This is a genomic window from Xenorhabdus sp. SGI240 (assembly GCF_040081915.1).
Classification (GTDB): Bacteria; Pseudomonadota; Gammaproteobacteria; order Enterobacterales; family Enterobacteriaceae; genus Xenorhabdus; species Xenorhabdus bakwenae.
Genome location: NZ_JBEBMB010000047.1, coordinates 117,738 through 131,287, shown reverse-complemented (window position 1 = coordinate 131,287; position 13,550 = coordinate 117,738). Strand labels below are relative to the sequence as shown.

The following is a 13,550-nucleotide window of genomic DNA, read 5'->3' as shown; positions in this document are numbered from 1 at the left end:
AATACTTCATTGCCATTTTATTGATCTGTAAAGACTCTTAAAAAATTTTAACTACTAAACTACCCATATGACGGTCTAACTCTGTTCAACTGACGTATAATATTTCGTTTATATCATAGACAACTCAGAGGCCAACTCATGTCGTATCGCGTTATCGCGCTGGATCTCGATGGAACACTGCTCGATCCACAAAAACGTATTCTGCCAGAATCACTGGCAGCCTTAAATGAAGCCCGCCAGTCAGGTATCAACGTTTTGATTGTCACTGGACGTCATCATGTCGCCATCCATCCTTTCTATCAGGCATTGCAACTCGATACGCCTGCTATCTGCTGCAATGGGACTTATTCCTATGATTATCATGCTAAGAAAGTATTGGACTCTAATCCGCTCTCCGTTCAAGAAGCCTCTCAAGCACTTTCCTATCTGCAAGACACGGAGATTCAGCATCTGATGTATGTTGATGATGCCATTTTATATCAATTTCCTCACACTGTAGTCCGAACCCTTGCATGGTCGGATTCTCTGCCTGAACACCAACGTCCTAATGTCCAGCAAACAGCGAGTTTTCACGATGCAATCCACAATGTGAATGCGATTTGGAAGTTTGCTACCAGCTCATCCAATTTAGTAAAACTGCGTGAGATTAGTGAACAAATTGAGGAAAATGTTGGCCTTGAGTGTGAATGGTCATGGTTTGATCAGGTAGATATCGCCAAGAAAGGCAATAGCAAAGGCATACGGTTACAGCAATGGGTGGAATCGCAAGGCATGAGCATGAACGATGTGATTGCTTTTGGTGATAATTATAATGATCTCAGTATGCTGGAGAACGTTGGTTTGGGTGTCGCTATGGGTAATGCCGTCGATGCCGTTAAAGAACGGGCAGATATTGTTACACGGGATAATACTCAACCCGGCATTGCGGAAGTTCTGAGAAGATACGTACTGTAATTCAATTCAACGGGAGCAAATCAGTCCACTGCTCTGCTCCCTATATAATGTCCTACCTATTTATAGGTGACGATGTAACGAAACACTTTTTATCTGTGCATATAGCCATTGCCCTGCCCGCAAATTAAGCTCTTCCCGCGCCCACGGCGTAATTCTTGCCCACAGGCTATGTTCACTCAGTGCTAATTTGACATCAACCTGACCATTATCTTCGGAAAGCTCAATAATTTTGACTTGCAAGGTGTTACGGATGCTGCTGGCTTTTGGTGGCGCCAAGACCAACGAAACATCAGATGCATCAATGCGGATACGCAGATCAGTTCCCGGAGAAACATTAACTTGTGGCAACCAAAGAAGTTTGTCAGCCACCGCGACGGCCGTCATTTGATAACGTTGATGATGTTCCATCACAGAAACTTTTAGTATGCTACCCAAACTCTCTTTTTGCAGCCACGGACGCAGTGCACTGCTCGACCAGACCTCTTCCAAAGTGCCTGTCGCCCTGATTTTTCCGTTGTCCATGACAATAATATTCTCTGCCAAACGTAAAATTTCGTCCAAACTGTGGCTGACATAGAGGATCGGGATTTTGACGTCTTCGGACAACTTTTCAAGATAAGGTAATAACTCGCGTTTACGTGGTAAATCTAATGATGCCAGCGGTTCATCCATAAGCAGGATTTCAGGGGCAGTCAATAATGCACGGCCAATTGCTATTCTCTGTCTTTCTCCACCAGATAATGTGCTGGGGAAACGTGACAGCAAATGTTCAATGCCCAACAGGTCAATGATGCTGTCAAACTGGGGTTTCATCTCTGGTGCCATGCCATATTGTAAGTTTCCCTTCACGCGATAATGCGGGAAAAGGCGCGCATCCTGAAAAACATAACCAATTCGGCGCTTCTCTGGTGGCACAAAGATATTTTGTTCTGTATCCACTAAGGTCACGCCGTTTAAAACAAGGCGGCCTTTTTGTGGACGGCTCAATCCCGCAATCACATTGATCAGTGAGGTTTTTCCTGCCCCCGAAAGACCAAATAGGGCGGTAATGTTTTCTGTTGGCAAAGTGGTATCCACCTGCATGTGCAGCGCTCCAAAACGCTGCTCAAAATCCAGTTCTAACATGCGGTCCCCAAACGTTTTCTGCCCCAACGTGTCAGCCATTCAGAAAGCATCAATGAAACCAAAGCCAGCACAATAGCAATGACACACAAACGGGCGGCGGCGGTTTCAGCGCCGGGCGTTTCTATCAAGGTATACATAGCAAGGGGAATGGTTCGGGTTTCCCCCGGAATATTGGAAACAAAGGTAATGGTGGCACCAAACTCGCCTAGCGAACGGGCGAACGCCAATACTATGCCAACAATGATGCCGGGCAATGACAACGGCAGGGTAATGGTGAAAAAGACTTTAAGCGGACCTGCGCCCAAAGTACGGGCAGCCTGTTCCAGACGCCGATCAATGCTCTCCAATGACAACCGAATGGCCCTGACCATCAGCGGAAAAGCCACCACAGCCGAAGCTAATGCCGCACCTGTCCAATTAAACGCAAAACTGACACCCAACCAGTCATAAAGAAATTCACCAATAACTCCACGCCGCCCCATGCTGATAAGTAACAGATATCCCACCACCACTGGCGGTAATACCAGTGGCAGATGAATAATGCTGTCAAGCAGGGATTTACCAACAAACTGGCAACGAGCCAGCATCCATGCCATTAAGATCCCAAATGGCAAACTGAATAGCACAGCAATCACTGAGATTTTTAAGCTCAGTAAAATTGCCTGCCATTCATATTCACTTAACATCTCCAAAAGATCCGTTCCTACAGTGGACTAAAGCCGTAACGTTTAAAAATGACAGCGGCTTCAGGGGTTTTAAGATAATCATAAAAATCTCGAACTGCCTGTTTTTCATGACCTTTGACTATTGCCATCGGATATTCCACCAGTTTATGGCTTTCAGGTGGGAAAACACCCACAATTTTCACCTTATTGCTGGCAACGGCATCAGAACCATAAACAATGCCCAGCGGGGCTTCGCCGCGTTCGACCAACGCCATACCACTGCGTACATTGTTAGTACGCGCCATCAATGGATTAACCGTATCCCATGCATTTAAATATTGCAGTGATTCTTTGGCATAAATACCAACGGGTACATGATCAGGATCGCCAACCGCTAATCGCCCTCCCGCCAGCAAAGACTTCCATTTTGTTTCCCGGTTGATCTCAACTTGATTCAAATGACTCTCTTTAGGCGCAATCAGGACGAGCTGGTTACCCAACAAGGTATGACGGGTATTCTCAGCAATGGATTGTCTGTCAGTAGCATAATTCATCCACTGCTGATCGGCAGAAATAAACATATCCGCCGTAGCTCCCTGCGCTATCTGGCGAGCCAGTGTTGATGATGAAGCATAAGAAGCAACAATATCGCCCCGTTGCTCTTTTTTATACTGTGCTGCAATCTCATCCAATGCATTGGTTAATGAAGCTGCTGCAAAAACCGTCACCTTATCAGCTGCCCAGACATTTCCAGCAAGCGCAAAAGAAACGACTGCCCCTGTCAGCAACGGATAAACTTTATTTTTCATTTTATACTCACCTAAGATCATCAATATGGTGCGTTGCATATAACAAGATATAACGTTAAATGAAAACGCTATTCTGAGATTAATCGGCAAGTTGTGAGCCAGTTTTAGCTTTTATGTTGATCTCAATGCAAAAGTTACAGATGAACAGTTGCATATAAAGAAGAGGCAGGAATTGATGATTACCCGGGTAACCGGGTAATAGAAATTACAAAGCTCAAGACTAACGACTGGTATTTTCCGTTTTGGAGATACAATTGAACAATTCTCCAAGCCCGTAAATCAACGCCAAAATAGCCGCCATCACCACGGGGACCATGATCAGCGCAAATCCCATACTTTTAAGCAATTCAAACATGCTAACCTCATATCCTGAGTGACTAACAAATTAACTGTGTCATATCTGAATCTGACATAACACAAACGTTAATTGGGTTATTCTATACCAATCCAACTTCAAGATGCGTGTTATATTTCCCTGCGCAGCGGGGAAATATAAGGACTCGCGTCGTCTTGCGGATTGTAACTTGAAGTTTATCGAGTATAGACAATAAAACAGTAACAGTAACCGACGAAACGTGCGATTCTTAAGGTTCTGTTGTAAAAACTCTCAAATAGTTACCCTAAATAAATCACTATGCAAGCCCAAATATTGTTAACACTAAAATTGCAACAACGCCTGTTCGCTGATCCCCGACGAATTGCGTTACTTAAGCAAATTAAAATCACGGGTTCTATCAGCCAAGGCGCAAAACAGGCAGGGATCAGCTATAAAAGCGCCGTGGATAACCTTAACTAAAGATCATCTCTCTTCTGCTTCATTAGATAATACCCTCTCCGGCCAGATAAGCCATATTGAAACAGGAGCAGAATACAGTGAAATTATTCTGACACTTGATGGCGGTGAATCCCTTTGCGCTACGCTACCTAATCAGGAAGTGGCACGTTTGCCGCTCCAGCCCTATGATGCTGTTATTGCACTTTTCGATGCTGATAAAGTGATTATTGCCACCTTATGCTAAATCAATTGCAAATGTGATTAACCCTCAATGAATAACAAACAGCTACACATTGACATTGAACATTATTCCGCTTATTTCTGGTGATCCTTTAATTAATGTTGCTTAAAAAGGAAGAAGAATGTCTGAATTGCAAATAACGCAAGGTCGTTTCCGTTTAAGTGACACCCGTACCCTACGGCTACCGTCACTGAAAATGATTTCTGGGGAAAGTTGGGCTTTTGTTGGCGCAAATGGCAGTGGAAAATCTTCATTGGCGCGTGCACTGTCGGGTGAATTAATCCAACTGGCAGGTGACCGTCATTGTTCGTTTCGCACACCAATACGTCTGTCTTTCGAACAATTACAAAAACTGATTGATAAAGAGTGGCAACGCAACAATACCGATTTGCTCAGTATAGGCGAAGAGGATACGGGACGCACTGCCGCAGACATCATTCAACTTCATCATAAAGATAATGAATTGTGTCTTGAATTAAGTGAATATTTTGGTATCAAGGATCTGCTCTCACGACGATTCAAATACCTTTCAACCGGGGAAGTCCGTAAAGTTTTGCTATGTCAGGCATTAATGGTAAACCCGGACTTGCTTATCCTTGATGAACCTTTTGATGGCTTAGACAGTTATGCTCGAGATCAACTTGCCCAATTATTAAATTCTCTGGCTGCGAAAGGCATTACTTTAGTTTTAATCTTAACCCGATTCCATGAAATCCCTGATTTTGTCGAACAAGTCGGTGTACTGGCGGATTGTCACCTGACGCTGGCCGGAAAGAAAGAACGCATTTTGGCAGAATCTCTCGTGGCACAGTTAGCACACAGTGAAGGGCTGAAAAATATTCGTCTTCCCGACAGTGATGAATACCACACGGATGGACAACTTCCCGCTGATCAACCGTTAGTGTCAATGCGTGATGTTATAGTCCAATACAATGATAAACCCATTTTGCACGGCTTAAGCTGGCAAGTGAACCCTAATGAACACTGGCAAATCATCGGTGAAAATGGCGCTGGAAAATCGACACTTCTTAACCTGATTACGGGCGATCACCCGCAAGGTTACAGCAATGAGTTAATATTATTTGGCCGACAACGGGGAAGTGGTGAAACAATTTGGGACATCAAACGCCATATTGGTTATGTCAGTAACAGTATTCATCTGGAGTATCGTGTCAGTACCAGCGTTCGCAATGTTATTCTATCGGGTTTCTTCGATTCAATAGGACTTTATCAGGCCGTTTCAGACCGACAGCAACAGTTAGCCGATGAATGGCTGGATTTATTGGGGTTATCGGGAGCAACAGCAACCAGCCCGTTTCATAGTCTGTCATGGGGGCAACAGCGGCTGGTTTTGATTGCCCGCGCTCTGGTGAAGCATCCTGCTTTATTGATCCTGGATGAACCTTTGCAAGGGCTTGATCCTCTAAACCGCCAGTTAGTCCAGCGCTTCATTGATATCATGATTACTCATGGTGATACGCAGCTTCTGTTTGTCTCTCATCATCAAGAAGATGCGCCACAGTGCATTACCCATCGCCTGCGATTTATTCCTGACGGTGATATTTATCGGTATAAAACTGAAAATATTTCCTTAGGATCGCTGTAATCTTCATTCTTCGCTCAACATATTACTATGATCCCTCTCTTGATGGAGAGGGGTTCCTATTACCGTTCAATTTAATCACTCTTTAATAAAATCAAGTCATATTTTTTTGATATTTTTTATGATTATTTTTGAATTTTTTAACTATTACTATAAAATCACCGTCCATTTTTAGACTATTTCATTGGTTTTTTTAAAGATAATAGGGAATTATATGGCTTGGGCATTACTTGCCATTGCATTGGCTCTTTTAGAAAGTCGCCAGAAAATTGCTTTTTTCGTCGCGCTCTTCGCTATCATTGCTGGGATCAGCACTAACGTGCTTACCTATCCTGCTATCATCACGCTGACAGTGATGGCTCTTTTAGGTATGGCATATATTTATTGCCAAAAAAACAGCAAAAAACATTTTGTCCCCAAAATAGTCATAGAGTTGTTGTTGCTCATCGGTGGTATTTTATTGTTTGTGCATTACATTCCAGGATTCCATAATCTCAAGTATCTGGATAAAGTGCAGGCAGGCCCGTTCAGCGCACCTTTTTCAATGTATTTCAACTTTGACAAGGCGCTGCTGCCATTTATCCTAATATGCTGTATGCCGACTTTGTTCATCCGAAAACCGTTGGTTGATGCACCTGCTCACGGGTGGGCATTATTGATCGCCGCTATTCCAGCGTTATTATGGCTTGCAACCGTATCAGGCGGATTATCTGTTGAACTTCATTTACCGAATTGGTTCCCTGCCTTTGTTATTGCTAATCTTTTCTTTGTCTCTTTGGCTGAAGAAGCGCTGTTTCGTGGCTATATTCAGCAGAAGCTCAGTCAATGGATGAATCCTTACTTAGCCCTTGTTATGACCTCCCTGCTGTTTGGTGCTGCCCATTTTGCTGGTGGCGGTTTGCTAATGATTTTTGCTACGCTGGCAGGGTTAATTTATGGCCTGACCTGGCTGTGGAGTGGGCGTTTATGGGTTGCTGTTGCTTTCCATTTTTCACTCAATCTGATGCATCTGCTATTTTTTACCTACCCAATAAAATCAGTAATCATGCATTAAACTGAATTCTATTTGATCTGAATTGTCTCCCTCTATTCGGGGACAGTTCAGATCATAAACTGCCTGCTATCTCCTTCCTTCCAGATATATAATCGCCGTAATTATCATCAAACATGATTTTAAACAGGAGATACGAGACTATTGTTTGCCGTTTTAGCCTGTCGCGCCCTATAATGCCCGCAGCGTTCTTTTCATTTTGTATTAAAAAGTACTGATAGGAGTTTAAGCTATGGCTGTAACTAAACTGGTTCTTGTAAGGCACGGAGAAAGCGAGTGGAACAAAGAGAACCGTTTTACTGGCTGGACTGACGTTGAATTGTCCGACAAAGGCCGCTCTGAAGCACAACAAGCAGGTCTTCTACTGAAAGAAGAAGGTTTCACTTTTGATGTCGCCTACACTTCTGTTCTAAAACGTGCTATTCACACTTTGTGGAACATTCTGGATCAGGTTGATCAGCAATGGCTGCCAGTTGAAAAAAGCTGGAAACTGAATGAACGTCACTACGGCGCATTACAAGGTCTGGATAAAGCAGAAACCGCAGCCAAATACGGCGATGATCAAGTTAAATTGTGGCGTCGTGGCTTCGCTATTACACCTCCTGATTTGACCAAAGATGATGAACGTTACCCAGGCCATGATCCTCGTTATGCCAGCCTGAACCCCGAAGAGCTGCCTGTTACTGAAAGCCTTGCTACTACGATTGAACGTGTTATTCCTTATTGGGAAGAAGTTATCAAACCACGCGTAGAAAAAGGCGAAAAAGTCATTATCGCCGCTCACGGTAACTCCCTGCGTGCACTGGTGAAGTATCTGGATAATATGAGTGAAGAAGAAATTCTTGAACTGAATATTCCAACTGCTGTACCACTGGTTTATGAGTTTGATGAGAACATGAAGCCTATCAAACACTACTATCTGGGCAACGCTGATGAAATCGCCGCAAAAGCGGCGGCAGTTGCAAATCAGGGTAAAGCTAAGTAATCCTCAAAGGTTACATAAAAAGAATGTTAAAAGCCGGACTGATGTCCGGCTTTTTATGCCATTTTTGCGATAAATTAGCTTCTGCGACGCTGAACGGCCTGGGACAACTGACGCAGTAACATTTCGGTATCTTCCCAACCAATACAGCCGTCGGTCACACTTTGACCATAAACTAAAGGTTTACCATTCTCTAAGCTTTGGCTTCCTTCAACCAAGTGGCTTTCAACCATAACACCCATGATCTCATTCTCACCCCCCGCAATCTGACCGCAGACATCAACACCGACATCCATTTGTCTTTTGAACTGCTTCGCGCTATTTGCATGACTGAAATCAATCATCACGCGGGGAGACAAACCCGCTTTTTTCAGCCCTTCTTTAACGGCACTGACATGTTCGGCACTGTAATTAGGCTCTTTGCCACCACGCAGAATAATATGGCAATCTTGGTTGCCTATTGTATTCACAATTGCGGAGTGACCCCATTTCGTGACAGACAAGAAACAGTGCGATGAACTCGCTGAATTAATCGCATCGATAGCGACTTTAATTGTTCCATCTGTACCATTTTTGAAACCAACTGGACAGGATAACCCCGATGCCAATTCGCGATGAATTTGAGACTCCGTTGTACGTGCCCCTATCGCGCCCCAGCTCATGAGATCGGCTAAATACTGAGGAGTAATCATATCCAGGAATTCACCTGCCGCAGGTAGTCCCATATTATTAATATCAAGCAATAATTTACGGGCAGTACGTAATCCGCCATTGATATTAAAACTGCAATCCATGCCTGGATCGTTAATCAACCCTTTCCAGCCGATAGTTGTACGGGGCTTTTCAAAGTAAACCCGCATGATAATTTCCAAATCGGCTTTCAATTTCTCACGTAATTTACTCAAACGCTCTGCATATTCTAATGCCGCTTGTGGATCATGAATTGAACATGGACCAATCACTACCAATAGACGATCATCTTCACCAATTAAAATATTATGAATAGATTCACGTGCATTACGAACAGTAATAGCACTTTCTTCTGTCGCCGGAAATTTTTCGAGTAATGCAACTGGTGGCAATAATTCCGTTATTTTTCTTATTTTTATATCGTCATTCTGGTAATTCATTATCCTTTCACCTAATACGTTTACAGTTATTTAAAATAATTTTGTGATCTCAATCTAACTGTTAGGCGTTGTTCTGTAAATAATCTTTGTGAGTAAAAATAGAATACTTTTTTATGGAAAATGCTATTGAAAGTAAAAGTGATGTTAATTCAAATAAATAGATAAATAAGAAGAGAATGTTTTGTAGAGAAATATCAAATAACAGGCCATAAAACGTTCATTATCTATGGCCGATGATCGCGTTTAATTTACACGTTATTTTGGATGTTATCCGCTTGTTTCGCTGCCTTGATCCACAGGCGAGCGCCATTCAATGCAATACCTGTCAAAATAATATATTGCAGCGACATCGCCAAAACGCCTTGATAGTAATAAATCACGACACTGATAACATCAATGATGACCCAAATCAGCCAATTCTCTACATGCTTACGCGTCATCAGTATCATTGCCACAATGGATAATACTGTCATCACTGAATCCCAGAATGGGAAAGCATCAGGCTGTAAATCAGGCATGATGATATTAAAACCCATACCCTGTAGGCCGAGCACTACCACTTTTGCCATATAACCAAATATTTGATCGATATTAAACGTCATGATTAATATGGCAAAGATGGAAACCGCAGCAAAAACAGCCATCTGTTTAGGGTTGAGCCACCGAATTTTAAGCTCTATTTGTTTTTGCTCATTGACTCGGCTCCATGCATACCAACCATAGATATTAGCCGCGAAGAAAAAGATTTGTAGAATGAGGCTAGCGTAGAGTTGAATTTGAAAGAAGATGACAGCGAATAGTGAGACATTAATTAATCCAAACAGGTAATTAATGATTTTTTCCTGACTAGCGAGCCAAATACATAACAGCCCTGCTATCGTACCAATTGCTTCAATATATGAAAGGTTATAGCCACCCGTTCCTAGAGGTATATGCACTAATATGTTATCAATGTTGAAAAAATCCATACTTTCTTATCCTTACCATAAATAATGTTTAGTATATCAATACAACAAACATGAAATTACGAGATAACTGGGCTATTTTGCGCTTTGTTGTTTTACATACTAAACAAGATAGCGAATTTAATAAAAAAAGTCTTTAATTATTTTAACGATTTAAAAACGATAAGGAAAAAATGTGAAGTCAGTAATCAACTTATTAAGTTATCTGCTGCGATCAATTGATTAAAAGTCAATTGCTCTGCCGACTGAGCTAACAATTCATTTAAGGCGTGTTGAGATAATAATTTAGATGGTGGGTCGTGCAGGATTCGAACCTGCGACCAATTGATTAAAAGTCAACTGCTCTACCGACTGAGCTAACGACCCATCTAAGGAGTACTTGAGGTGAGAGTTTAGATGGTGGGTCGTGCAGGATTCGAACCTGCGACCAATTGATTAAAAGTCAACTGCTCTACCGACTGAGCTAACGACCCATCTAAATCTGCTTGGCAGTTATCCTTGCCAACGGCGGCATATATTACTGATTTCTCAGCATGACGCAACGTTTATTTTAGAAAACTTGTTTAAATGCTTATTTAGCAGTCAATTATCCCCCAAAAGACCAATATCTGACCTTTCGGGGATAATTATTACATCCCGGAAAGCTTTTTCTCGGCCATTTTGGCTGCATTAGTACCAGGATATTGCTTAACCACCTGCTGATAAACCGCTTTCGCTTTATCCTTTTGCCCTTTTTCCTGCATGATTAAACCCACTTTATACAGGGAATCGCTGCCTTTTGGTGACTTGGGATAGTCTTTCACGACAGTGGCAAAATAGTAAGCGGCATCGTCTTTCTTGCCTTTATTGTAATTCAACTGCCCTAACCAATAATTGGCATTCGGCAAATACTTAGACTTGGGATAGGATTTGGCAAAATTTTGAAATGCTACAATCGCTTTATCATATTCTTTGGTGTTGATAGCCAAAGAAACGGCGGCATCGTAATCACTTTTTTCACTTCCTGTACTCGTCGACGCAGCAGATTGTTTATTCCCAGCAGATGCCGAAGACGCAGCATTACGATTTTCTGGCGCTGAACTCTCTGCACTGGATGGTGGATCCGTGATTTTATCCAATTGCAGATAAAGATCTTTTTGCCGCTCAACGATCTGATTTAATTGATACTGGTTTTCCTGAATTTGACCACGGAGTGTATCAATATCACGTTGAGAATCAGAAAGCTGTTGCTGGAGCTGGGTTAATAATTGACTATGAGCGTCAGAAATACGCTCTAATTGGGAGAGGCGCTCATCTGTGGAACCTGAGCCGACATTACTGATTGGCGCTCGGGCGGTAGCGGCCCAAGGAGCCGCTACGCCAACCAATAACGACAGACCCAACATATAACGTCTGAAGTTACTGTTCATGCATTACTCTTAGTATACGATCACAGCGCGACGATTTTTCGCATATGCTGCTTCGTCATGGCCAAGTACAGCTGGTTTTTCTTTACCGTAAGAAACGATAGCAAGCTGATCAGCGGAAACACCTTTGCCTTGCAGATACATTTTCACTGCGTTTGCACGACGTTCACCCAGAGCAATGTTGTACTCTGGAGTACCACGCTCGTCCGCGTGACCTTCGATAGTCACTTTAACAGACGGGTTAGTACGCAGGAAGGCCGCGTGTGCATCCAACATTTGAGCAAATTCGCTGTTGATGTCGTACTTATCGAAACCGAAGTATACGATGTTGTTGTTTTGCAGCTCTTGCATCTGCTGACGTGCTAATTCTTCAGCAGACAGAGTCTTAGAAGAATTATCAACAGTGCTTACACCAGACTGATCATTATTGCCAGTTTTGTTAGAACTACACGCTGCTACGGCCATGATTGGTAAAGCTAACATCAGCCCTTTTAGCACTTTGTTCAGTTGCATCTCTTTGATCCTTTTATAGTTTGCTATACATATTATTATGCATCACAGATACGGCGACCAGGCAGGGGATTTTACCTGTCCATCGGTAGCCGGAAGACGCGCTTTGAAACGCCCATCAGTCGAAACTAGCTGCAATACAGTTCCCCACCCTTGAGTGGAGCTATAAATCACCATAGTGCCATTAGGTGCGATGCTCGGCGTTTCATCCAGAAACGTATCTGTCAAGACTTGGACAGATCCCGTTGCCAGATCCTGTTTGGCGATATGCTGACTGCCACTCGCTGAGCTAACCATCACAATAAAACTACCGTCAGGGCTAACATCTGCATCTTGGTTTTGTGGTCCTTCCCAAGTTAGGCGTTGTGGAGCACCGCCATTAATATCGATTTTATACAATTGTGGACGCCCACCCTGATCTGAGGTATAGACCAGCGTCTGGCTATCCGGCATCCAGCTTGGTTCAGTATTATTACTGCGGCCATCAGTGATCTGACGGATTTGACCAGACGCTAAATCCATCACATAAAGATTCAAACTACCGGTTTTAGATAATGCAAAGGCAAGCTTAGTCCCATCTGGAGAAAATGCGGGTGCTCCGTTATGACGCGGAAATGAAGCTACCTGACGTACTGCACCTGTTGCCAGGGTTTGAATAATCAGTGAGGAACGACCACCTTCAAATGTCACATAGGCAAGTTTGGCAGCATCTGGCGACCAGGCTGGTGACATCAATGGATCCGATGAGCTATGTACGGTAAATTGATTATAACCGTCATAATCAGAAACGCGCAGCTCATTTCGATACTTACCCGCACTGTTATTTTTAACGACATAAGCTATACGAGTAGTAAATGCACCTCTAATGCCTGTCAGTTTTTCAAATACCTGATTACTGGCTGTGTGTGCCGAGAAACGTAACCATTTCTTTTCAACTGTGAATTGTTCTTGTGCCAATACCGTTCCTGGTGCACCAGCAACGTCAACAAGCTGATAAGAAACCAGAAATTTACCATCAGCACTGGGTTGAATATGTCCAACAACAACTGAATCGATCCCTAACGCAGCCCATGCGGCAGGCGTTACCTCTGATGCAGTCGTCGGTTGTTGCGGCATACGGGCAGAATCAATCGGATTAAATTTTCCACTGTTTCTCAAATCCGCAGCAATAATTGAACCAATATTTTCAGGTGATTCACCTGCCCCAGTCCATTTAAATGGGACAACCCCAATAGGACGGGCAGAATCAACACCCTGTGTAATTTCAATGCGAACCTCTGCATGAGCAAGTGCGGCCCACATTACCAGAAAGCCCAATATGACTTTAAACATCT

13 protein-coding genes, 2 tRNA genes and 1 pseudogene are annotated in these 13,550 nt (G+C 43.0%); 5 read left to right on the top strand and 11 right to left on the bottom strand.

Annotation, left to right across the window (positions count from 1 at the left end):
- Nucleotides 1-138 precede the first annotated feature (138 nt).
- Nucleotides 139-954 carry a pyridoxal phosphatase gene (locus ABLA76_RS12010; protein ID WP_348988084.1) on the top strand — a complete coding sequence of 272 codons (816 nt, stop codon included), beginning with the start codon at nt 139-141 and terminating at the stop codon, nt 952-954.
- 60 nt (nt 955-1,014) lie between these two features.
- Here the strand turns inward: ABLA76_RS12010 and modC are convergent, their stop codons facing one another.
- From modC to ABLA76_RS11990, 4 genes are all read right to left on the bottom strand, one after another.
- Nucleotides 1,015-2,079 (bottom strand): molybdenum ABC transporter ATP-binding protein ModC, encoded by a 1,065-nt coding sequence (gene modC, locus ABLA76_RS12005; protein ID WP_285811341.1) that lies wholly within the window; start codon nt 2,077-2,079, stop codon nt 1,015-1,017.
- Nucleotides 2,073-2,765, bottom strand: coding sequence for a molybdate ABC transporter permease subunit (gene modB, locus ABLA76_RS12000; RefSeq protein WP_348988083.1), 693 nt, complete (start codon nt 2,763-2,765; stop codon nt 2,073-2,075). The genes modC and modB overlap by 7 nt, the downstream gene beginning before the upstream one ends.
- A gap of 17 nt (nt 2,766-2,782) precedes the next feature.
- Nucleotides 2,783-3,553, bottom strand: a complete 771-nt coding sequence (gene modA, locus ABLA76_RS11995; RefSeq protein ID WP_348988082.1) for a molybdate ABC transporter substrate-binding protein — start codon at nt 3,551-3,553, stop codon at nt 2,783-2,785.
- 220 nt (nt 3,554-3,773) lie between these two features.
- Entirely contained in the window at nt 3,774-3,908 is a 135-nt protein-coding gene (locus ABLA76_RS11990) for an AcrZ family multidrug efflux pump-associated protein (protein WP_348988081.1), read from the bottom strand.
- A 279-nt stretch (nt 3,909-4,187) separates the two neighbouring features.
- On the opposite strand from ABLA76_RS11990, the pseudogene ABLA76_RS11985 reads away from it, so the two are divergent.
- The 4 genes and pseudogenes from ABLA76_RS11985 (at nt 4,188) to gpmA (ending at nt 8,208) form a co-directional block, all read left to right on the top strand.
- Nucleotides 4,188-4,572, top strand: a pseudogene (locus tag ABLA76_RS11985) (TOBE domain-containing protein).
- A 118-nt stretch (nt 4,573-4,690) separates the two neighbouring features.
- Nucleotides 4,691-6,175: a molybdate ABC transporter ATP-binding protein ModF gene (gene modF, locus ABLA76_RS11980; RefSeq protein ID WP_348988080.1), complete on the top strand. Its 1,485-nt coding sequence runs from the start codon at nt 4,691-4,693 to the stop codon at nt 6,173-6,175.
- Nucleotides 6,176-6,386: 211 nt separating this feature from the next.
- A complete protein-coding gene (locus tag ABLA76_RS11975; RefSeq protein ID WP_047770268.1) occupies nt 6,387-7,226 on the top strand; it encodes a CPBP family intramembrane glutamic endopeptidase in 840 nt (279 codons plus the stop codon).
- 229 nt (nt 7,227-7,455) lie between these two features.
- Nucleotides 7,456-8,208 carry a 2,3-diphosphoglycerate-dependent phosphoglycerate mutase gene (gpmA, locus tag ABLA76_RS11970; protein ID WP_047770273.1) on the top strand — a complete coding sequence of 251 codons (753 nt, stop codon included), beginning with the start codon at nt 7,456-7,458 and terminating at the stop codon, nt 8,206-8,208.
- 74 nt (nt 8,209-8,282) lie between these two features.
- On the opposite strand, the gene aroG is transcribed toward gpmA, so the two are convergent.
- The 7 genes from aroG to tolB all read right to left on the bottom strand — a co-directional run bounded on the left by aroG (nt 8,283) and on the right by tolB (nt 13,548).
- Nucleotides 8,283-9,335, bottom strand: coding sequence for a 3-deoxy-7-phosphoheptulonate synthase AroG (gene aroG, locus ABLA76_RS11965; RefSeq protein WP_348988079.1), 1,053 nt, complete (start codon nt 9,333-9,335; stop codon nt 8,283-8,285).
- 248 nt (nt 9,336-9,583) lie between these two features.
- Nucleotides 9,584-10,303, bottom strand: coding sequence for a nicotinamide riboside transporter PnuC (gene pnuC / locus ABLA76_RS11960; protein ID WP_348988078.1), 720 nt, complete (start codon nt 10,301-10,303; stop codon nt 9,584-9,586).
- Nucleotides 10,304-10,590: 287 nt separating this feature from the next.
- A tRNA-Lys gene (locus ABLA76_RS11955) sits at nt 10,591-10,666 on the bottom strand.
- Between the two features lie 31 nt (nt 10,667-10,697).
- Nucleotides 10,698-10,773, bottom strand: a tRNA-Lys gene (locus ABLA76_RS11950).
- A 156-nt stretch (nt 10,774-10,929) separates the two neighbouring features.
- Entirely contained in the window at nt 10,930-11,709 is a 780-nt protein-coding gene (gene cpoB, locus ABLA76_RS11945) for a cell division protein CpoB (protein WP_348988077.1), read from the bottom strand.
- Between the two features lie 9 nt (nt 11,710-11,718).
- A complete protein-coding gene (gene pal, locus ABLA76_RS11940; RefSeq protein ID WP_047770281.1) occupies nt 11,719-12,219 on the bottom strand; it encodes a peptidoglycan-associated lipoprotein Pal in 501 nt (166 codons plus the stop codon).
- A gap of 42 nt (nt 12,220-12,261) precedes the next feature.
- A complete protein-coding gene (gene tolB / locus ABLA76_RS11935; RefSeq protein ID WP_348988110.1) occupies nt 12,262-13,548 on the bottom strand; it encodes a Tol-Pal system beta propeller repeat protein TolB in 1,287 nt (428 codons plus the stop codon).
- Nucleotides 13,549-13,550 lie beyond the last annotated feature (2 nt).